This is a genomic window from Pseudomonas sp. RIT288 (assembly GCF_000631985.1).
Lineage (GTDB): Bacteria > Pseudomonadota > Gammaproteobacteria > Pseudomonadales > Pseudomonadaceae > Aquipseudomonas.
In genome coordinates this window covers 126431-148064 of record NZ_JFYN01000002.1, presented here as the reverse complement: position 1 = coordinate 148064, position 21634 = coordinate 126431, and the positions used below count along the sequence as shown (strand labels likewise).

Sequence of the window (21634 nt, the reverse complement as noted above, 5' to 3'; positions counted from 1 at the left end):
GCAGAGGCGCAACGCTGAAATGGAAACTCTGTAGGAGCGAGCCTGCTCGCGATAGCGGCCGATCAGCCGACATTGATGTGAATGACACACCGCTATCGCCAGCAGGCTGGCTCCCACAAGGAGTCAAGGTAAATCTGCAATGAAGAGGCGAGATTTGATCCGTCGTAAGCAGAGGCGCAACGCTGAAATGGAAACTCTGTAGGAGCGAGCCTGCTCGCGATAGCGGCCGATCAGCCGACATTGATGTGAATGACACACCGCTATCGCCAGCAGGCTGGCTCCCACAAGGAGTCAAGGTAAATCTGCAATGAAGAGGCGAGATTTGATCCGTCGTAAGCAGAGGCGCAACGCTGAAATGGAAACTCTGTGGGAGCGAGCCTGCTCGCGAAAGCGGCCGGTCAGTCGACATAGACGTTGAATGACGTACCGCATTCGCGAGCAGGTTCGCTCCCACAGGGGATTCAGTGCGTCGTGGATGCTGCGGTAATTGGCGGAAGGCAGCCGGAGTCGAACCTGCCCGGGAACGGATGCCGTCCCCAACCGGGTTTGAAGCCCGGCCGCGCCACCGGGCGCGATTGCCTTCCTTTGTACTCAGGGTGCGTCGGCACTGGCCAGCGCGTTGTCGTGGCGGATCACGCGGGATTCGCCGATGCGTCGGGTCAGGCCGAGGCGGTCGAAGTATTCCAGGTACTGAATACAGCGTTTGCGTCCCAAGCCTAGCGCATCACGGAAGGTTGTCACCTGGATCGACGGATTTTCCTGTTCCAGCTGCAACAGGATGTCGGCCATGCGCCGCAGTTGCCCGTCAGTCAGAAACAGGTCACGTACCACTTGGTGCATCAGTCCCAGGCGCGCCAGTTTTCGTAGTAAGAGGCGTACCACCGCATCGTCTTCACCGAGTATTTTCGCGACATCGCGTACCCACGGCGGATCAAACCCGGCCTGTTCGAACAGCGGCTGCATGCGCTGCCACAGGGTTTCGTCTTCGGCATTCAAGCGCACCTGATGATCCGGCAGATGCAACCACGGACCGCTGGCGTTGATCGATCCGGCTGCGCGCAGTTCTTCCAGCAGGCTGACAAAGGTCGAACGCTCCAGCGCCAGACCACTGAAGCGTCGCAGGCGATCGCGATCCGGCCCCATCTGGTCCGGTTCCAGCTCATGCAATTTCGCCAACTGCTCCAACAGGGTGAACTTCAACTGCCCCCAACGCTGCACGTTGAACAGCACCGGCCCTTGGCGGGTGTCGATCAGGCGCACGTTGGCCGGTAGCGACCAGTCTTCACGCGGGCGATTGAACTGGCGCTCCAGCCGTTGCGGATCGAGGCCGCCAGCGCTGTGGTCGAGCAGCAGCGGCAGCGCTTGTTCAAGACTGTCGCCGCCGGCCAGCGCTTGCAGTTGTGCCAGCCGTTCCGGGCTGCGGCGTTGTCGGGCCGGGGCGAATGGGTCCAGCACCTGGCCGCCGCCAAGGGTGCGTTGTGCGCTCTGATCCCGCAGGATCAGGCGATCGCCCTTCACCGCGTGCACCGGGGCGTTGATCAACAGTTGCGCGAACATGCGTTCGCCAGGCCGCAAACGCGAACCTTCGAGCAACGCCACGCGGGCGATGACGTCTTGGGTACCGAGGTGCAGGTGCACCGGGTGAAAGTGTTCGAACGTGCGCTCGCCGGGCAGCAGTTGAAATTCGATATCGACCCGTTGCGTCGGTGCGTGCAGCCACTCCGCCAACAGCCATTGGCCGCGATGGATCTGCTCAACGGTCAATCGATCGCCACTGATATTCAGTGCCACCCGTTGCCCGGCGAAGGCCTGCTCGGCGGGCCGGTTTTGCGCGTGCAAGCCCCGCACCCGCACCGATTTTCCGGTCGGCCCGAGGGCCAGTTTGTCCCCGACTGACACCGCCCCCGACAACGCCGTGCCAGTCACCACAATCCCGACCCCGGCCACGCTGAAGGCACGGTCGATGGCCAGGCGAAAACCACCATCGCGACTGCGCTCCTGGACGTCACGTTGAATCTGCAGCAATGTCTGGCGCAGTTCATCGACACCCTGCCCGGTCACGCTCGACACCGTCAGTGTCGGCGCATCGGCAAACGGCCCGGCTTCGAGCAGATCGAGAATCTGCCGCTGCACCTCCTCCACCCTGCCCGCTTCAACCCGGTCGCATTTGGTGATCGCCACCAGCGCCCGGGGAATGCCCAGCAACTGAACAATCGCCAGATGCTCGCGTGTCTGCGGCATCACCCCGTCGTCCGCCGCCACCACCAGCAACACCAGATCGATACCCTGCGCGCCGGCGAGCATGTTGTGGGTGAATTTCTCGTGGCCCGGCACGTCGATGAACCCGGTCAGCCCGGCACCGGGCTGCAGTTCAGCGTAGAGATAACCGAGGTCGATGGTCATCCCGCGCTCACGCTCCTGCGGGCGGCGGTCGCCGGTTTGCCCGGTCAGGGCTTGCAGCAGCGAGGTCTTGCCGTGGTCGATGTGCCCGGCGGTGCCGACGATCACGACTCGACCTGCAACTGCGGCAACTGCGCCAGCCATGCCGGTTCATCGTCGAGTTGGCGTAGATCGAGCCACAGCGCATCGTCGTCAATGCGCCCGAGCACCGGGATCGGCAACGCACGCAATGCGGCCTCCAGATTCAGCAGACTGCGCCCGCGCAAACGCTTGGACACTTGCGGGCGCAGACACAGCGCCGCACTCGGCAAACGCGCCACCGGTTGGCTGCCGCTGCCGATCATGCCCAAGGCCTGCACGGCGCTGACCTGCCAGGGTTCACCCAGGACATCAGCCATCGCCGGTTGCAAACGGCAAGCCTGGGCGAGGATGTCGGCTTGTGGGCGAGTCAACAGCCGCAAGCTCGGCAGACGTTCGGCGAGGCGGTCCGGATCGCGATACAGACCAAGCACCGCTTCCAGCGCGGCCAGGGTCAGCTTGTCGACTCGCAACGCACGTTTCAGTGGGTTCTTCTTGATCTTCGCGATCAGTTCTTTGCGCCCGACAATCAACCCGGCCTGCGGCCCGCCGAGCAGTTTGTCGCCGCTGAAGGTGACGATATCCGCACCGTCGAGCAGCGCTTGCCGTACCGTCGGTTCCGCCGGCAGGCCCCAGCGGGTCAAGTCCAGCAGACTGCCGCTGCCCAGATCCTCCAGCAGCGGCAAGCCGTGCCGATGGGCCAGCTCGGCCAAATCGGCGGTGGGCACCCGGGCGGTAAAGCCTTCGATGCTGTAGTTGCTCGCATGTACGCGCATGATCAAACCGCTGCGTGGGCTGATCGCTGCTTCGTAGTCGCGGGCGTGGGTGCGGTTGGTGGTGCCGACTTCGTGCAGACGCACACCGGCGCGGGCCATGATGTCAGGAATGCGGAACGCCCCGCCGATCTCGATCAGTTCGCCGCGCGAGATAATGCCTTCCTTGCGCGCGCCAAGGCTGTTCAGCGTCAGGAGCACCGCAGCGGCATTGTTGTTGACCACGGTGACGGCTTCGGCGCCAGTCAGTTCGCGGATCAGACCTTCGATCAGGTCGTCGCGATCGCCGCGCTTGCCACTGGCCAGATCGAATTCCAGATTGAGCGGATAACGTGCAGCCATCTGCACCGCTTCAATGGCTTCTTCGGGCAACAAGGCGCGACCGAGGTTGGTGTGCAGCACCGTGCCGGTCAGGTTGAACACTCGGCGTACGTTGCTGCGCTGTTGCTGGGCCAAACGCTCGCCAACCCGCCCGGCGAGCACGTCGGGGCTGATTTCGACGGCTGACAATTGGCCGCTCAACACGCTGGAACGCAACTCATCGAGCAACTGGCGCAAACTGGCCAGCAACGACTCACGCCCGTAACGCTCGGCCAACGGCAGGCAGGCCGGGTGACGCAACAAACCATCAATGGACGGTAAACGCGGGGCAACACTTGCGGACATCAGCCACTCCCGAAAAAACAAGACTGTCCGGCGAGTGTAGACGCTAAGGTCATTCGTCTCCCGGCGCCAGCAACAGATTCGGAGCCAGACGCTGAAAACCGTCCTGCGCCAGACGCATGTCGAGCAACAGGCTATTCAGGTCCGCCGACAACGCCTCTCCTTCGGCATCGTTTTCCAGATACACCAGTTTCAGGTAGCTGTTGCAGCTCGGGCAGACCTCCGCCCGAATCGGCGCCTGATTGGCCGCGTGACGATCATCCTCAAGGCTCAGGTAATCCAGACCTTTGCTCGACTCGCAATACACACACTTGACCCGCACCACATGCCATTCGCAGGCGCACAGCGAACACACCAGATAGCGCAAGCCGTTGTGTTTGCCGCGATGACGAATGATCCCGGCCATCGCCGGCGAACCGCAACCCGGGCACTGGCTGAGGCTGTCGCCGGGTTTCAGTTGCAGATTGGGCACGCTGAGCAGCCAGTGGCTCCACGCCGTTTGCAGCCCGGCGCCGAGAAACGGTACCAGTTGCGCCGGCACCATCGAATATTGACCGCTGACCAGCGCCACCGCCCAAGCACGTAACTGACCGGGACTGGCAACCCGCAACGTTGTCACCGCTTCAAAGACTGCGGGCTGTTCATCAGGCTCATAACGCTGCAGCAAAGCTTCGAGATAAGCCTGCCAGCCCTCTTCGCGCACCAAGGTATCAGCCGCGAACGGTGGCAAGCCATGCTGCTGGCAAGCCTCGATCCGTTGCTGATCAAATGGCGCCACAAGCGGCGGATCATCGAATACCTGCTGCTGCACCCGGCACAATCCGGCAATCAATCGCAAATATTCCGCCAGCGCATGCCCCTCGGCCAGTTGCTCCAGTCGAGCGGCCCGCAGGGCAAACAGGTTAGGCGGTGGCAGGTGCAGAAACGGCGGCGAACTCGCCGCCGCCTCGATTTCCCCGGGTTCAAGAATGGTTGCCAAAGGTCAGCCCTTTTTGGTGATCGGTCGCTCCGGCACGTCCGGATTGCGTTCATCGCGGGTGATGTCGCGATACCAGAGTTCGTGGTGTTTCTTCGCCCAGGCGCGGCTGACCCAGCCATGTAGCATCGCGTCCACCGAGCCCTTGATCCACAGGCCGGCGTAGATGTGAACGATGATGCTGAGGATCAGCACAAACCCGGCCAACGCATGCAGGAGCATGGCCCAACGGATCACGGTGATGCCGAAATATGCGCTGAAGTACGCACGCCAGATCACCAGTCCGGTGAACAGCAAGCCAAGCATGCACAGCAGTAAAGTCCAGAACAGCATTTTCTGCCCGGCGTTGTACTTGCCCACCGGCGGCACGCTTTCTTCGTCATTGACCAGCACCCGATCGATGCGGCGCATCCACTTCCAGTCGTTGTCGATAAAGAAGTTCGCGCGCCAGAAGCGGAACACCAGGCCGAGGAACAACACGAACATCAGCACGCCCATGAACGGGTGCAGAATCCGCGTCCACGGCCCACCGCCGAACAGGTGGGTCAGCCAGAACATCGACGGATGAAACAACGCCAGCCCGGACAGCCCGGCCATGAAGAACAGAATCGCCACCAGCCAGTGATTGGTGCGCTGGTTGGCGGTGTAGCGCAGGATCGTCTTGTTGCTCATGGCCGGTCCTCCCCGCGTGGATCGAAGGTGTGCACCGCCGGATCGACGACATGCACCGAAGTATCCGGTGGCGTCGGATGGTCATCCTCCTCGGTGCGGTTCGGCCCGATGCGCACATAGTGGAAGAACCCGGCCAGTACCGCCGCGCCCATCGCCAGCAGACCCAACGGTTTGCTGATGCCTTTCCACAAGCCCACCAGCGGACTGATGGTCGGTGCCTCCGGCAACCCGGCGTAGATCTTCGGCGTATCGGCGTGGTGCAACACGTACATCACGTGAGTGCCGCCGACGCCTTCCGGGTCGTACAGACCGGCGTTGTCGAAGCCACGGCTCTTCAGGTCGACGATGCGTTCGGCGGCGTGTTCCTTCATGTCTTCCTTGGTGCCGAAGACGATGGCGCCGGTCGGACAGGTTTTCACGCAGGCCGGCTCCAGCCCTACCGCGACCCGATCCGAACACAAGGTGCACTTGTAGGCCTTGTGATCCTTCTGCGAAATCCGCGGAATGTTGAACGGGCAACCGGTGATGCAATAACCGCAACCGATGCAGTGATCCTGATCGAAATCGACGATGCCGTTGGCGTGCTTGATGATCGCCCCGGGACTCGGGCAGGCCGCCAGGCAACCCGGCTCGGCGCAATGCATGCAGCCGTCCTTGCGGATCAGCCACTCGAGGTTGCCGGCGTCGGTTTCATGTTCGGTGAAGCGCATCAGGGTCCAGGTTTCTGCGCTCAGATCCTGCGGGTTGTCGTAGGTGCCGTGGTTGTGGCCGACCTCGTCGCGCAGCTCGTTCCATTCCGAGCAGGCGACCTGGCAGGCCTTGCAACCAATGCATTTGGTGGTGTCGATCAGCTTGGCCACCGCCTCCTGATTCCTCACCGAGGGCGGCACCGTGGTGGTGGCCGAGCGGGCAATGATGTCTTGGCTGGCCATTTACAGTTTCTCCACGTTGACCAGGAATGACTTGGATTCCGGGGTCTGTGTGTTGCCATCGCCGAGGAACGGCACCAGGGTGTTGGTCAGGTAACCGTGGCGCGTCTGGCCGGTGAATCCCCAGTGCAGCGGGATGCCGATCTGATGCACCACCTGGCCGTTGACCTGCAGCGGCCGGATGCGTTTGGTCACCACCGCCACCGCTTCGATGAACCCGCGTTTGCAGCTGACCCGCACCCGATCCCCGGCGGCGATGCCCTTCTCCTTCGCCAGCACTTCGCCGATCTCGACGAACTGCTCGGGCTGGGCAATCGCGTTCAACTTGCAATGCTTGCTCCAGAAGTGGAAGTGCTCGGTCAGCCGGTAACTGGTGCCGGCGTACGGGAAGTCCTTGGCTTCGCCGAGGCTTTCCCAGACCGAATCGAAGATCCGCGCCGCCGGGTTGCTGGTGGCTTTCTTGTTTTGCGGGTGCAGCGGGTTGATGCCGATCGGCGTTTCGAACGGCTCGTAGTGCTCGGGGAAAGGCCCTTCGTTCATCTTGTCGACGGCGAAGAACCGCGCCACGCCTTCCGGGTTCATGATGAACGGGTTCATCCCGGCTTCCGGCGGCACATCGGCCTTGTAGTCCGGCACATCGGTGCCGCCCCAGGCCTTGCCGTTCCACCACACGAGGCGCTTTTTCGGATCCCACGGTTTACCCGCGACGTCCGCCGAAGCGCGGTTGTAGAGAATCCGCCGGTTGGCCGGCCACGCCCAGGCCCAGCCTTGATGCTGATGCATGCCATACGGATCGGCATTGTCGCGACGGGCCATCTGGTTGCCGGCCTCGGTCCAGCTGCCGGCGAAGATCCAGCAACCGGACGCGGTGCTGCCGTCATCCTTGAGCAGGCCGAACCCGGCCAGTTGCGAGCCGGCCTTGACCGCGACGCCGCTGGCATCGGTGAAGTCGGCCATGGCGCTGCCGTTGATTTCCTTGGCCAGCTCCTCCGGCGATGGCTCGTCAGGAATCTTGTACGGCCACGACAGGTTCAGCAGCGGATCGGGGAACTTGCCGCCCTCGGCCTGATAACGCTTGCGCAGGCGCAGGAACAGTTCGCTCATGATGCGGATGTCGGTTTGCGCTTCGCCGGGGCCGTCGGCGCCCTTCCAGTGCCATTGCAGCCAGCGGCTGCTGTTGACCAGCGAGCCGTCCTCCTCGGCAAAGCAAGTGGTCGGCAGGCGAATCACTTCGGTCTGGATCTCGGCACTTTTCACATCGTTGTACGGCCCGACGTTTTGCCAGAACTCCGAGGTTTCGGTGGCCAGCGGGTCCATGACCACCAGCCACTTGAGCTTGGCCAGCGCGCCCATCACCCGGTTTTTGTCGGGCAACGCGGCGATCGGGTTGAAACCCTGACACATGTAGCCGTTGACCTTGCCCTGGCTCATCAGGTCGAACATCTTCAGGACGTCGTAGTTCGGGATATCCAGTTTCGGCAGGTAATCGTAATTCCAGTTGTTCTCCCGCGTGGCGTTGGCGCCGTACCACGACTTCATCAGGCTGACGTGGAATTTGCTGTAGTTCTGCCAGTAGGACAGTTGCCCCGGACGCAACGGCATTTGCGTGCGCTTTTTGATGAAGGCGTTGTAGTCCTGCTCGCCATCGCCCCCCAGGGTCAGATAGCCCGGCAGCGAGTTGGACAACAACCCGAGGTCGGTCAGCCCCTGAATGTTCGAGTGCCCGCGCAAGGCATTCACACCGCCGCCCGGCATGCCGACGTTGCCCAACAGCAGTTGCACCATCGCCGCGCTGCGGATGATCTGCGCGCCGATCGAGTGTTGCGTCCAGCCGAGCGCATAGAGAATGGTCATGGTCTTGCCCGGCGTGGAGCACGTGGCAATCTCATCCCAGATTTTCTGCATGGCATCGACCGGCATCCCGCAGATCTGGCTCGCGAGGTCGATGTTGTAGCGGCTGTAATGCTGCTTCATCAATTGATAGACGCAGCGCGGATCCTGCAGGGTCGGGTCGACCTTTACGAAGCCGTCCTCGCCCAGCTCGTAACCCCAGCCGGATTTGTCGGTGTAGCTGCGTTTGGCCGCGTCGTAGCCGCTGAAGATACCGTCCTCAAAGCTGAACCCGGCTTTGACGATGAACGACACGTCGGTGTAGTTGCGCACGTATTCGTGCTGGATCTTGTCCTGAGTCAGCAGGTAATTGATCAACCCGCCCATGAAGGCGATGTCGGTACCGGTGCGGATCGGCGCGTAATAGTCGGCCACGGAGGCGGTCCGGGTAAAACGCGGGTCGACCACGATCAGCCGGGCAGCGTTGTGCGCCTTGGCCTCGGTCACCCATTTGAAGCCGCACGGATGCGCTTCTGCAGCGTTGCCACCCATCACCAGGATCAGATTCGCGTTGGCGATATCGGTCCAGGTGTTGGTCATGGCACCACGGCCGTACGTCGGGGCAAGACTTGCCACCGTCGGGCCGTGTCAGACACGCGCCTGGTTATCGAACCCCAGCATGCCGAGGCTGCGAATCACCTTCTGGGTGATGTAACCGGCTTCGTTGGACGCGGCCGACGCGGCGAGAAACCCGGTGGTCAGCCAGCGATTCACCGTTTGCCCGCTCTCGTTCTTCTCGATGAAGTTGGCGTCACGGTCGGCCTTCATCAGGTCGGCGATGCGATCCAGCGCCTCGTCCCAACTGATGCGGGTCCATTCGCTGCTGCCGGGTTTGCGCGTTTGCGGATACTGCAAGCGGCCCGGGCTGTGAATGAAGTCCAGCAGGCCAGCGCCTTTCGGACACAGGGTGCCGCGGTTGACCGGGTGGTCGGCGTCGCCCTCGATGTGGATGATATTTTGCGCGACGTTCTTCGCGGCATCGCCCTGGCTGTACATGATCAACCCGCAACCGACCGAGCAATACGGGCAGGTGTTGCGGGTTTCATGGGTGTGGGCAAGCTTGAAGTGACGCACCTGCTCGGCGAAGGCCTGCGTCGGGGCCATGCCCAACGCGCCCAGGCTAGAGCCTGCAAGGCCGATACCGGCGACCTTGAAGAATTGACGACGGCTGAGATCCATCGTGCACTCCTGATCAGGTGGAACCCGGTACTTGAGCCGGGCTTTTTCTGGACAAACACGGTTACGGCAGAATGCCTGCCGGCTTTTTCACTGTAGACAATGACCACACACTCTGTGTGAAAACCGACCGTCGGCGACAATCGGTCATGCCCTGGAAAACCTGTGGGAGCGAGCCTGCTCGCGAAGAGGCCCTGTCAGTTGAGACAAATATTGACTGACACACCGCCTTCGCGAGCAGGCTCGCTCCCACAGGTTTTGTGTATCCCCCAAGTGTCATGGGTTTATCATGACGCCCATGAACAACCCGCCTTCACGAGACCGCGCATGACTTTCGATTTTGATCAGGTATTCGACCGCCACAACACCGGCAGCACCAAGTGGAGCCGCTACCCGGCGGATGTGTTGCCGATGTGGGTTGCCGATATGGATTTCGCCGCGCCGCCGGTGATCATCGAGGCACTGCAGCAGCGTCTGCTACACCCGCTGGTGGGTTACAGCGTGGCGCAGGACAACCTGCGTGAAGCCATCGTCGCCGACCTGTGGAACAAGTTCGCCTGGAAGGTCAAACCGCAGGAACTGATCTTCCTGCCGGGCGTTGAATCGGGTTTCAACATGGCTTTGAAAGCGCTGGTGCAGCCGCAGCAGAACGTCGTGGTGCAGGTGCCGAACTACCCGCCGCTGCGGCATGCGCCGGGGCATTGGGGGCTGAACAAGGTCGAACTGGAATTCGTCGCCCAGGCCGATGGCACCTACGCCACGCCGCTGGAGACCCTGCGCGAATCGCTGAACGGTGGCGGCGCCCTGCTCCTGAGCAACCCGCACAACCCGATCGGCAAAGTGTTTGGCCGTGAAGAACTGCAGGCCGTGGCCGACATCTGCGCGGCACAGGACGCCTGGATTATCTCGGACGAGATCCACGCCGAGCTGTGCTTCGACGGCCGCGTGCACATTCCGACCGCCTCCCTGAGCCCGGAGATCGCCAAGCGCACCATCACCCTGATGTCGGCGAGCAAGGCCTACAACATCGCGGGCCTCAAGACCTCGTTCATGATCATCCAGGACACCGCCCTGCGCGAGCGCGTCAACCACGCCCGTTGTGGCATGGTCGACAGCGTCAACCCGCTGGGCATGGAAGCCACCCGCGTCGCCTACAGCGAAGGTGCGCCGTGGCTGGCCGAACTGAAAACCTATCTGCAGGCCAACCGCGACTGGTTGGTGGACGCCGTGCGCAGCCGCTTGCCGGGGGTGACCATCAATGTGCCGCAGGGCACCTATCTGGCGTGGCTCGATTGCTCGGCGCTGGACCTGGACAATCCGCAGCAGTTCTTCCTTGAGCAAGCCAGGGTCGGTCTCAGCGCCGGGGTGGATTTCGGTGATCAGCACCAACAATTCGTACGCCTGAACTTCGGCTGCCCGCGGTCGTTGCTCGAAGAAGGCATCAGCCGCATGGAGCGCGCCCTGACCCAGCGCAATACCTGAAAACACCCTAGACCCTGTGGGAGCGAGCCTGCTCGCGAATGCGGTCTTTCATCCAATAAAGAGGGTGACTGATACACCGCATTCGCGAGCAGGCTCGCTCCCACATTGGTTTTGCATTTCCAAGTCTGAAAGACCAGCGCAAATCCGATCGAACTCACGGCAAACCGTCCGGGTCAACCGCCCATACCTGCCCTGAGAACCTCGGAGACCTGTGATGACCGATTACCCAAAACCACCCTTCCCCAAACAAGCTCAAGCCGTCCCCGGTGCGCAAAGCAAAATGCAGCCGTACCCCGATTGCGGCGAGCAAAGCTACGTAGGCTCCGGGCGGCTGGCCGGCAAGATTGCGCTGATCACCGGTGCCGACAGCGGCATTGGCCGCGCGGTGGCGATTGCTTTCGCCCGTGAAGGCGCAGACGTGGTCGTGGCTTATCTGAATGAACATGAAGACGCCAAAGAGACCGCACGCTGGGTCGAACAGGCGGGCCGTCAGTGCCTGTTGCTGTCCGGCGACCTCGCACACAAGGCCCATTGCCAGGAACTGGTGGACAAGACCGTCGAACGCTTCGGGCGTATCGATGTTCTGGTCAACAACGCTGCGTTCCAGATGACCCACGAAACTTTCGAAGAAATCCCCGACGAAGAATGGGTGATGACCTTCGACGTCAACATCACCGCGATTTTCCGGCTGTGTCAGGCGGCGCTCAAACACATGCGCCCCGGTGCCTCGATCATCAACACCAGTTCGATCAACTCGGACATGCCCAAACCGACCCTGCTCGCCTACGCTACCACCAAAGGCGCAATTGCCAACTTCACCGGCGGACTGGCGCAGATACTCGGGCCGAAACAGATCCGCGTGAACTGCGTGGCCCCCGGGCCGATCTGGACGCCGCTGATCGTCTCGACCATGCCCGATGAAGAGGTGCAGAACTTCGGCAGCGAAACCCCGCTTGGGCGCCCCGGACAACCGGTGGAAGTGGCGCCGATCTATGTGCTGCTGGCCTCCGATGAAGCCAGTTACATCACCGGTCAGCGCTATGGCGTCACCGGCGGCAAGCCGATGTTGTAAGCCCCCATGAGCTTTGTCATCTGGGTCGCGGTGCTTGGCGCCGTGTTGCTGACCCTCGCGCTGACCTCGTCGTACCTGCGCTGGATGCCGGTCACCACCTCGGCCGTGTGCCTGTTACTGGGGATCGGCATCGGCCCGAGCGGTCTGGATCTGCTGAAGCTGTCACTGGAAAACGCCTCGGTGTGGATGGAACACCTCACGGAAGTGGCGGTGCTGTTTTCGCTGTTTGTCTGTGGGCTCAAGCTGCGTCTGCCACTGCGCGACAAGCGCTGGCGGATTGCGTTCGGGCTGGCCGGCCCGGTGATGGTCTTGACCATCGCCGGGGTCAGCGTGTTGCTGCACTGGGGCCTGCAACTGTCGTGGGGCCCGTCGCTGCTGATCGGGGCGATGCTCGCGCCGACCGACCCGGTGCTGGCTGCACTGGTGCAGGTCAACGATGCGCGGGATGTCGACAGCGTGCGCTTCGGTCTTTCCGGAGAAGCCGGGCTCAACGACGGCATCGCGTTCCCGTTCGTGATTCTCGGCCTGTTGCTGTTGCAGGCCGACGCGCAACCCGGCGCTTTGACCGATTGGGTGCTGCACGGTTTGCTCTGGGCAGTGCCAGTCGGTTTGCTCACCGGTTACTGGATGGGCCGCGGCATCGGTCGGTTGACCCTGTCGCTGCGCATCCGTAACGACGACAGCACCCTGAGCCCGAATGATTACCTGGCGCTGTCGCTGATTGCCCTGGCCTACGTCGGCGCGGATGCGATTGGCGGTTATGGCTTTCTGTCGGTATTCGCTGCCGGCCTCGGACTGCGCCAGGAAGAAGTCAACTCCACCGGCGCCAGCCAGCCGCCAGCCGAACATCTGGTGCAACCGGTGGTGGGCCATCAGAACATCGAACCGCAGCACGCGGTGCATGGTGATACCGAACGACTGGAGAGCAGTCAGGTCGCCGCCGGCATCATGATGGGCGACATGCTCTCGTTCGGCAGCCTGGTGGAACGGGCCATGGAAGTGTTTCTGGTGACCCTGCTCGGCGTGGTGCTGGTGCCGCATTGGGACTGGCGGGCATTGGTCATTGGCGCGGTGCTGTTCTGCGTGGTGCGTCCGGCCTGCGTCGCGTTGATGCCTTGGGGCACCTTGCTCGACGGCGGTCAGCGGCTGTTGATCGGCTGGTTTGGCATTCGCGGGATCGGCAGCCTGTTCTATCTGTTTTATGCCTTGAACCACGGTCTGAGCCCCTCGGTCGCGACGTTGTGTACCAACATCACCCTGTCGGTGGTGGCGCTGAGCATTTTGCTGCATGGCATCAGCACGCAACCGCTGCTGGCGCGCTATGAACAACGGCAAAAACGAAAAAACTGATTTTTTCGGCGGCAATATCTCGGGCGATCCATCGAAGTTTTTTCTGAAAATAAATGGATCCCTCGACCAAAGCCGACAGTCACAACCATAACCCCTCGCTGGATGCACTCGGTGGGGTCCGGCAGGTTCGGTTCCCCTGCGGCTTGCAGCCCATGAAAAGGAATCTTTGGATAACAAGGTCACGGTCATGAAAGAATGCTCGACTCCGGCACAAATCAAGGCTTGCAGGGCTTTGGCCCTGGAACGCAATCGTCAACTGTTCGAAGATGCCCACGCCCTCAACCGAGCGGCTTACGAGCTGCTGGAAGCGGACAATCTGGACCTCGAACAGTTTGAACACTATCGAGCACTGCGCCGCAAAGCCGATGCGAAGTTCGAGGAAGCCATCGATCACCTGTGCGTCCTCAACGAAGACTTCCCGCCGATTCCAGTGTCGCCGCATCACTCGCAGGAACTGCGTCGGCAGCTTGAAACCGTCGAATAAGCGCCCAAGAAAAAGCCCGGCAGCGATGTCCGGGCTTTTTCTTTGGGCGGCGCTCAGCCCCCGGGGTTGGTCACCTGAATGAACACCGCGTAAGCCCCGAGCAGTATCCAGAACGTGGCGAAGATCCACGGCGTGCGCACCGAAAACAACAGCGATTTGCGATAGCCCTTGTGGCTCGACTCCATTTCACTGAACAGCGGCGACTCGTCATAAGCCATGCCCATGATCGGCTCGCTGCGCAACAACTCGCTTTGCTTGTAGTGCCAGTGATCGATGATGTCGTACGCCGCACGAATCCCCGGCCAGGCGTTGAGCGAACTGAGCAGCCCGAGCAGTGCGAGAAACGGCGGCACCACCAGCGTGAACAGCTTGCCCCACTCGGGGTTGAGGTTGGCCATGCACGAAGCGAAGGCAATCACCAGAAACGACTGCGCCGCCAGATAGGCATCGGTGCGGTTGGCGAGGATGCTGGTTTCGTACTGGATTTCCTTGCGATAGAAATCCAGCCGTTCCTTGGGTGAGCCGAACATCTTGGCGTCGTGTTCGGTCAGGTGCTCTTCAGCACTGGGCTGAGTCAGTATGCGAGGCAAGGGACGCGCACTCCGTGGCGGGGAAGCCTTTTAGAAGGCCCTCGCCACGGACAAGTTCAGGCGGATTCATTTCATCGACTGAGCAATGATTTCCACCAGGTTGAGCTGGGTGAACGGCTTGGGCAGACGCGGTAATTGCGCAGCAAAGCCTTCAAGACGCTCGGCGTAACCGGTGGCCAGAATGATCGGCAGATCCGGCTTGAGCAGACGCACTGCATGCGCCAGTTGCGCGCCACTCATCTGCGGCATGGCCATGTCGGTGATCATCAGATCGATGACTTCACCCTGCTCGAACAACGCCAGCGCCCTGGCACCGGACGTGGCGCTGATCACACGATGGCCAAGGTCTTCGAGCAGCAGCGTGGTGCTGGTCATCACCAGCGAATCGTCGTCCACCACCAGCACACTGAGGCGTGGCACCAACACCGGTTTGACCGCCGGGTAAGGGTTTTTTGCCGTCTCCCCGGCCAGCGCCACCGGTATCCACATTTCAGCGCGGGTGCCATGGCCTTTTTCACTCTTGAGAATGAAACGGCCACCCAGTTGCTCGATAAAGCCATGCACCATCGACAAGCCCAGCCCGGTGCCCTTGCCCACGCCCTTGGTGGTGAAAAACGGATCCCTGGCCGAACCCAGCGTGGCTTCGTCCATGCCTTCCCCCGTGTCGATCACGCTCAGGCACACATAGCGCCCCGCCGCCATTGACGAATGGCTTTGCTCAAGCACGACTTCCGGCTGCGCGGTAATGCACAGGCTGCCACCGTCGACCATGGCGTCGCGGGCGTTGGTCGCCAGATTGAGCAGCGCCAGTTCCAGCTGGTTGCTGTCAGCCAGCACCGGTTGCAGATCCTCGGGAAAGCGAGTCTCGATGCGAATCCCGGGGCCCATCGAGCTGCGCAACAGCCCGGTGATACCTTGCACCAGTTGCGGGATATCGACCGGCTCGGTCTTGAGTTCCTGACGGCGGGCGAAGGCCAACATGCGTTGGGTCAGCGATACGCCACGCAACGCCCCCTGCGTGGCGTTTTCCAGCAGACGACTGTTTTTCGGATCGTCACCGATGCGCTTTTGCAGAATCTCCAGATTCCCCAGAATCACTGTCAGCAGATTGTTGAAGTCATGGGCGATGCCGCCGCTGAGCTGACCGATGGCCTGCATCTTCTGCGCCTGGAACAGCGCTTCACGGGTCTTTTCCAACGCCACTTGCGACTCATGGGCTTCGGTGACATCGCGGGTGATCTTGGCAAACCCGAGCAGCGTACCGGTTTCGCCGCGAATGGCATCGACCACCACGTGGGCCAGAAACCGCGTGCCATCCTTGCGCATGCGCCAGCTCTTGTTCTCGAAACGGCCCTCGCGGGTGGCAATCTCCAGTGCCCGTTGCGGTTCGCCGGCCGCACGGTCTTCTGGGGTGTAGAAAATCGAAAAATGCTGGCCGATGATTTCTTCCGGCTGGTACCCCTTGATCCGCTGGGCACCCTGATTCCAGTTGCTCACGCGACCTTCGGGGCTGAGCATGTAGATCGCATAATCGGTGACACCCTGCACCAGCAGGCGAAACTGCTGTTCGCTTTGCTTGAGGGTTTCCTCGGCCATCTTGCGGTCGGTCAGGTCGCGGGTGATCTTGGCGTAGCCGAGCAGTTTGCCGTTGGGATCGATGATCGGATCGATGACCACGTGGGACCAGAAGTTGGTGCCATCCTTGCGCACCCGCCAGCCCTCGCCTTCGAACCGTCCTTCGCGCAGCGCCGTGTCGAGCGCGCGTTGCGGCAGGCCCGCCGCACGATCATCGGCGGTATAGAAGCGCGAGAAATGCTCGCCGAGAATCTCCGCCTCTTCGTAGCCCTTGAAGCGCTTGGCGCCGGAGTTCCAGCTGGTGATGATGCCGTCCGGATCGATCATGTAAATCGCATAATCGACCACCGCATCGATCAGCAGACGAAAACGCATCTCCTCGATCGCGGCAGTTTTGCTCGGGTTGTCACTCATCAGGTTCACCGCTGGTTTTCATTAGCGCAAGTATGCGGCAATCCAGCGCCATGGGAAGGTGCAAACGCGCTTCTATTCACGGCGTGATCAATGGGTTGATTGAGGGCGAGTCGGCGCCGAGCGACCACCAGCGTGGCAGCAGTTGCTGAATGCGCGGTTCGGCGAAGCGGTCATCGATCAGCATCACCACGCCACGATCCTCGCGCGTGCGGATCACCCGCCCGGCGGCCTGCACCACTTTCTGCACACCTGGATACAGATAGGTGTAATCGTAGCCGGCGCCGAAAATCGCCGCCATGCGCCGTTTCAACTGCTCGTTGACCGGATTGAGCTGGGCCAGCCCCAGGGTCGCGATGAACGCACCGATCAGCCGTGCTCCGGGCAGGTCGATGCCCTCGCCGAACGCACCGCCCAACACGGCGAAGCCAATGCCCTGGCTGTCGGCGGTGAACTGATCGAGAAAGGCCTGCCGCTGCCCTTCGGCCATGCCCCGGGACTGTTGCCACAGATTGATCTGCGGATGGCGTTCGGCGAGCAGCGTCAGCACCTGTTGCAGGTAATCGAAGCTGCTGAAGAACGCCAGGTAGTTACCCGGGCGCTCGCTGAACTGGCGGGCGATCAGCTCGACGATCGGCTCCAGTGAGGCCTGCCGATGATTGAAGCGCGTGGAAATCCGGCTGACGATCTGCACCTGCAGCTGTTCGGCACTGAACGGTGATTCGACGTCTATCCACACTGTGTCGGCGGGCGTGCCGAGCAGATCGGCGTAGTAGCGCTGCGGGCTCAGCGTCGCCGAGAACAACACGCTGCTGCGCGCCGATTTCAGGCGCGGGCCGATGAATGCCGCCGGCACCACGTTGCGCAGGCACAAATGCGACAGCGGCCGTTTGCGCTCGAGGTCGCGCTTGCTGATGTCGAACAGGTAATGCTCGTCGAACAGCTCCGCCACCCGGCCGAACTGCAGCATGTCGAAATAAAAGGTTTGCAGCGCGCTGTCGAGTCCCTGCGGATGATCATTGAGGTAATCGCCAATGGCCGCGCTGCACAGGGACACCGCTTGCAGCAGTTTCTCCGGGGCCTTGTCGTAGGCTTGATACGGCGCCAGTTGCGGCTGATGCAGCGCGTTCCACTCGCGGTTGAGCCGTTGCAGGGATTTTTTCAGCACTTCGGGGGCCGTCTTGCGCACACTGGCCAGCGCGGCCTGATCGAGACTGGCGCTGTACATCGAGCGCCCGCGTTCGACCAGGTTGTGCGCTTCATCCGCCAGCACCGCGACTTTCCACTGGTTGAGCTGGGCCAGACCGAACAGCAGTGCGCTGAAATCGAAGTAATAGTTGTAGTCCGCCACCACCACGTCGGCCCAGCGGGCCATTTCCTGGCTCAGGTAATACGGGCAAACCGTGTGCTGACGGGCCACTTCGCGCATCGCTGCCTGATCCAGCAGATTGAGCCGGCTGGCCGCTTGCCGGGCGGCGGGCAGGCGATCATAGAAGCCCTGGGCCAAGGGGCAGGACTCACCGTGACAGGCTTTGTCCGGGTGTTCGCAGGCCTTGTCGCGGGCGACCATCTCCAGCACTCGCAACGGCAAGCGTTCAGACTGATCGAACAACACCTGACTGGCATCCAGCGCCAGTTTGCGCCCCGGGGTCTTGGCGGTCAGGAAGAACACCTTGTCCAGTTGCTGCGGCGCCAGCGCCTTGAGCATGGGAAACAGCGTGCCGAGGGTTTTACCGATCCCGGTGGGCGCCTGGGCCATCAGGCTGCGGCCGGTGCTGACCGCTTTGAACACCGATTCGGCCAGATGCCGCTGGCCGGGGCGAAAGTCGGCGTGAGGGAAGGTCATCTGCTGCGCCGCCAGATTGCGCGCCTCGCGATGGGCCACTTCCTGCTCGGCCCAGTTCAGGAACAACCGGCATTGCTGCTCGAAAAAGGCCTGCAAGACCGGCGCACTGAAGGCCTCGACCAGACAGGTTTCCTTTTCGCTGACGATGTCGAAATACACCAGCGCCAGATTGATCTGCTCAAGCTCAAGCTTGCGGCACATCAGCCAGCCGTAGATTTTCGCCTGCGCCCAATGCAGCTGCCGATGGTTGGCCGGCTGCTTGCTGAGGTCGCCGCGATAGGTTTTGACTTCTTCCAGACAGTTCTGCGCCGGGTCGTAGCCATCCGCCCTGCCCCTGACTTTCAACTGCAGAAACTCGCCTTCCAACGCCACTTCGCTCTGGTATTTGTCGCTGCGCCGCGAGGCCACGGTGCGGTGCCCGAGCATGCCTTCGAGGGCTGTCGGCGAAGGGGTAAAACGCAGGTCGAGGTCGCCGGTCTTGGCGGTGAACTCGCACAGCGCACGGACGGCAATGCTGTAGCTCAAGCGCTCTGCTCCGCCCATTGCACGTAGCACACGGCGACCGGCATCTGGTGTTGGTGGCAGAACTCCAGCCAGCGCAGTTGGTTATCCTGCAGGCGGTCACCGGGACCTTTGACCTCGATCATCCGGTAGGTCTTGTGCTGCGGCCAGAACTGGATCAGATCAGGCATGCCGGCGCGGTTGGCCTTGATATCGAGCAGCAGGCGATTGAACCAGTGCTTGAGGTGTTCCGCCGGCAAGCACGCCAGCGCCTGCTCCAGCAGTTGCTCATTCAACGCGCCCCAGAACACGAACGGCGACTGCACGCCCCATTTGGCGACGAAGCGCTCACGAATGGTCGCCGCATAACGCCCGTCGTCGAGTTGGTCGAGACAAGCCTGGAACAGTTCGGCGCGCCGTTGCTGAAAGTCTTCGTTGAGCAGATCCACCGGCCCGCGCTGAAACGGGTGAAAGAATGCCCCCGGCAACGGCGCAAAAATCGCCGGCCAGCACAACAGGCCGAACAGTGAGTTGATCAGGCTGTTTTCGACGTAATGCACCGGGCCGCTGTCTTCGTGCAGATGCGCCTGCACGTAGAACTCCACCGACAATCCCGGATCAACGCGCGGCAGTTGCAGATCGAGGCGCTCGACCGGACGCGGCGTTGCCCGTTTCAGCGGTGGCCCGCCGAGTTTGCGTCGCAGCCGTGGCAGCATCCGTTGCAGGCTCTGCTGCTCGGCGGCGCTTTCCGGCGCCTGTTCGGCGAGCGTCGCGAGCTCCAGCGCCCGTGCGTATTCGCCGCAGCGCTCCAGCACCCGGATCATTCGCTGGCGGGCGCCGGGATAGGCGCAATCGCGGTAAATGCCCAGCGCGAGGGCGAACTCGGCGATGCGCTCGCAATACTGACCGATCTGGAACAGCACCTTGCCGCGCCGCCGTTGCAGCCACGGGTTGTCGAACTGCAGCGCGCTGACCTGCTCGACAATGGCTGCCAACGGTTCACCGGCCTCGAAGCGTTGCTGGCACTGATGCAGGAACAGGCAGGCGTCAACGTCCTCTCGGCTGCGCAGGCCACGGGAGTCAGCGCAGAACTCGACTTTTTCGTAGGTAAAGATCCCGAGGTCGGCAAGGACGAATTCCGACCAGTCCTGGTACAGGTTGCCGAAGAACATCAGGCGCAGACGGTCGCACAGGTCCATGATGGTCAGGCTGAGCAAGCGCTCACCGAGCGTCGGTGCCCAATCGCAGAGACTGCGCGATTCGCTGAATTGCTCGGCCAACGCCGGCAGCCAGTCGTCCTTGCGGCCCTTGGGCTGTTCGATGAAGCGGCCGAACGCTTGCAACAGTTCGGCCTTGAGCAACACATCGAACACTTCGGCCACGCTCAACAGCGCCTGACCGTCGAGCCAGCCGTGACGCAACAATGGCTGCGCGGCGTCGCTGATGTCCCCGATTTCCGGGTAGTTGAGTTTGCCGAGGCGGAAATGCACGCCCTTGCGCATTACCATACGCACCAGCAAACCCTGCGAAGCGCGTGGCAAGGCCTTGAAGTCGCGGATGAAGCCGTGCTCGGATTCGCTCATCACATCGGCATAGCGAAGCTCAAGCCAATCAAGCACTTGCCGGAAGTTGTTGAGGTAATAGAACGGATCGTCGAGCGGGTTGGCAGTCACGGGAATTCAGGGCCATGGCGAGCGAGTACTGGTTATGCATACAGATACCAGCTCTGCCCCGTCGTGTGCAAACGGAAAAAGATCAGTGGCAGCGGCAATCGGGATTTTTTCAGGGTGCCATCGAACTTTTCCCGGTTCGATGGCACCAACCGCGTTAGAGACCGAAGTCGGTCAATTGATATGGAATGAGGTATTTGAGGTGGGTATGAAGATCAAGACTCTGGGTATTCCCCTGGCGGTAGCGGCCCTGCTGGCATTGGGCGGCTGCTCGACGCCAACGGTGGTCACCTTGCAGAACGGCACCCAGTATTTGACCAAGGACATGCCGAAAACCAAGACCAAGGACGGGTTCTATGAGTTCGAGGATATTTCCGGGACCAAAGTGAAAGTCCGCGGCGATGAGGTCGCGACCGTACGCAAGGAAGACTGACACCCCACTGTACGTGCAGGAGCTGCCGCAGGCTGCGATCTTTTGATCTTAAAAACAAGATCAAAAGATCGCAGCCTGCGGCAGCTCCTACAGAAGCCATCAATTACTCAAAAGCAGGAAGGCCCACAATGCTGTGATCACAGCTGAAATGCTGTTCACCCCGCCGCGCCAGCTCGGCTTGCAGACGTCGGCAGCGCTCCAGATCCTGCTGGGTCATGCGGTCAATGCTCAGATTGCCAGTGGCCTGCTGTTGTTTGCCGTCACCCAGGCGAATGGTCACGAACGGCTGTTCGGGCTGGATCTGAAACAGGCTTTTCTCTTCGACCGGCTCGACCGCTTCGGTCTTTTCCGGTTTCGGCAGTTGATCGGTACTGATCCCGTAACGGCTCAGAATCGAGGTTGGTGGCAGATCGGCCCAGACGTTGGCCGATAACAGCGCCAGTCCGACAACCCCGACATACCCCTTGAACCTTCTCACGTGTGCGTCTCCTGTACTCAATGGCGGCTAGCTATAGAACGTGTGTGCACGTGCTGGCTTTAGGCCGCTTTTGCTATTTGCAGAGCTTTTGAGTCAGGGTGTGGCTGCCGAGTCACTTCCAATACCGACCTGAATCCTTCGCGAGCAGGCTCGCTCCCACACTGGACCTGTGTCGATCACATAGC

At 61.6% G+C, this 21634-nt stretch carries 16 protein-coding genes and 1 tRNA gene; 5 read left to right on the top strand and 12 right to left on the bottom strand.

The features are described 5' to 3' along the window. Window positions 1-488: 488 nt before the first annotated feature. From BW33_RS04150 to fdnG, 7 genes are all read right to left on the bottom strand, one after another. A tRNA-Sec gene (locus tag BW33_RS04150) sits at window positions 489-584 on the bottom strand. Window positions 585-591: 7 nt separating this feature from the next. Beyond that, window positions 592-2508, bottom strand: coding sequence for a selenocysteine-specific translation elongation factor (selB, locus tag BW33_RS04145; protein ID WP_047597356.1), 1917 nt, complete (start codon window positions 2506-2508; stop codon window positions 592-594). Beyond that, complete coding sequence (gene selA, locus BW33_RS04140; RefSeq protein WP_047597245.1) at window positions 2505-3917, bottom strand: L-seryl-tRNA(Sec) selenium transferase; 1413 nt, start codon at window positions 3915-3917, stop codon at window positions 2505-2507. Before selA ends, selB begins: the two co-directional genes overlap by 4 nt. 49 nt (window positions 3918-3966) lie before the next feature. Then, window positions 3967-4893, bottom strand: a complete 927-nt coding sequence (fdhE, locus tag BW33_RS04135) for a formate dehydrogenase accessory protein FdhE (protein WP_047597244.1) — start codon at window positions 4891-4893, stop codon at window positions 3967-3969. Window positions 4894-4896: 3 nt separating this feature from the next. Beyond that, entirely contained in the window at window positions 4897-5562 is a 666-nt protein-coding gene (locus BW33_RS04130) for a formate dehydrogenase subunit gamma (RefSeq protein WP_047597242.1), read from the bottom strand. Beyond that, window positions 5559-6494 (bottom strand): formate dehydrogenase subunit beta, encoded by a 936-nt coding sequence (fdxH, locus tag BW33_RS04125; RefSeq protein WP_047597241.1) that lies wholly within the window; start codon window positions 6492-6494, stop codon window positions 5559-5561. The genes BW33_RS04130 and fdxH overlap by 4 nt, the downstream gene beginning before the upstream one ends. Continuing rightward, on the bottom strand, window positions 6495-9560 hold the full coding sequence (gene fdnG, locus BW33_RS04120) for a formate dehydrogenase-N subunit alpha (RefSeq protein ID WP_152546082.1): 3066 nt from the start codon (window positions 9558-9560) through the stop codon (window positions 6495-6497). A gap of 324 nt (window positions 9561-9884) precedes the next feature. On the opposite strand from fdnG, the gene BW33_RS04110 reads away from it, so the two are divergent. From BW33_RS04110 to BW33_RS04095, 4 genes are all read left to right on the top strand, one after another. Then, window positions 9885-11039 carry a MalY/PatB family protein gene (locus BW33_RS04110; protein WP_047597237.1) on the top strand — a complete coding sequence of 385 codons (1155 nt, stop codon included), beginning with the start codon at window positions 9885-9887 and terminating at the stop codon, window positions 11037-11039. Window positions 11040-11253: 214 nt separating this feature from the next. After that, the gene (locus BW33_RS04105) at window positions 11254-12111 is read left to right on the top strand and encodes a glucose 1-dehydrogenase (protein WP_047597236.1); all 858 of its coding nucleotides are present in this window, start codon (window positions 11254-11256) and stop codon (window positions 12109-12111) included. A gap of 6 nt (window positions 12112-12117) precedes the next feature. Then, complete coding sequence (locus BW33_RS04100; RefSeq protein WP_047597234.1) at window positions 12118-13461, top strand: cation:proton antiporter; 1344 nt, start codon at window positions 12118-12120, stop codon at window positions 13459-13461. 187 nt (window positions 13462-13648) lie between these two features. Beyond that, window positions 13649-13945 (top strand): hypothetical protein, encoded by a 297-nt coding sequence (locus BW33_RS04095; RefSeq protein ID WP_047597232.1) that lies wholly within the window; start codon window positions 13649-13651, stop codon window positions 13943-13945. 53 nt (window positions 13946-13998) lie between these two features. Here the strand turns inward: BW33_RS04095 and BW33_RS04090 are convergent, their stop codons facing one another. The 4 genes from BW33_RS04090 to BW33_RS04075 all read right to left on the bottom strand — a co-directional run bounded on the left by BW33_RS04090 (window position 13999) and on the right by BW33_RS04075 (window position 20541). Beyond that, complete coding sequence (locus BW33_RS04090) at window positions 13999-14535, bottom strand: hypothetical protein (protein WP_047597231.1); 537 nt, start codon at window positions 14533-14535, stop codon at window positions 13999-14001. 66 nt (window positions 14536-14601) lie between these two features. Next, entirely contained in the window at window positions 14602-16524 is a 1923-nt protein-coding gene (locus tag BW33_RS04085) for a hybrid sensor histidine kinase/response regulator (protein WP_047597355.1), read from the bottom strand. A gap of 76 nt (window positions 16525-16600) precedes the next feature. Continuing rightward, window positions 16601-18892 (bottom strand): ATP-dependent DNA helicase, encoded by a 2292-nt coding sequence (locus BW33_RS04080; RefSeq protein ID WP_047597230.1) that lies wholly within the window; start codon window positions 18890-18892, stop codon window positions 16601-16603. After that, a complete protein-coding gene (locus tag BW33_RS04075; protein WP_047597229.1) occupies window positions 18889-20541 on the bottom strand; it encodes a VRR-NUC domain-containing protein in 1653 nt (550 codons plus the stop codon). The genes BW33_RS04080 and BW33_RS04075 overlap by 4 nt, the downstream gene beginning before the upstream one ends. A 205-nt stretch (window positions 20542-20746) precedes the next feature. On the opposite strand from BW33_RS04075, the gene BW33_RS04070 reads away from it, so the two are divergent. Beyond that, window positions 20747-20971, top strand: coding sequence for a YgdI/YgdR family lipoprotein (locus BW33_RS04070; protein WP_047597228.1), 225 nt, complete (start codon window positions 20747-20749; stop codon window positions 20969-20971). A 103-nt stretch (window positions 20972-21074) separates the two neighbouring features. Here BW33_RS04070 and BW33_RS04065 read toward each other — a convergent pair whose 3' ends face one another. Further along, window positions 21075-21449: a hypothetical protein gene (locus BW33_RS04065; RefSeq protein ID WP_047597227.1), complete on the bottom strand. Its 375-nt coding sequence runs from the start codon at window positions 21447-21449 to the stop codon at window positions 21075-21077. Window positions 21450-21634 lie beyond the last annotated feature (185 nt).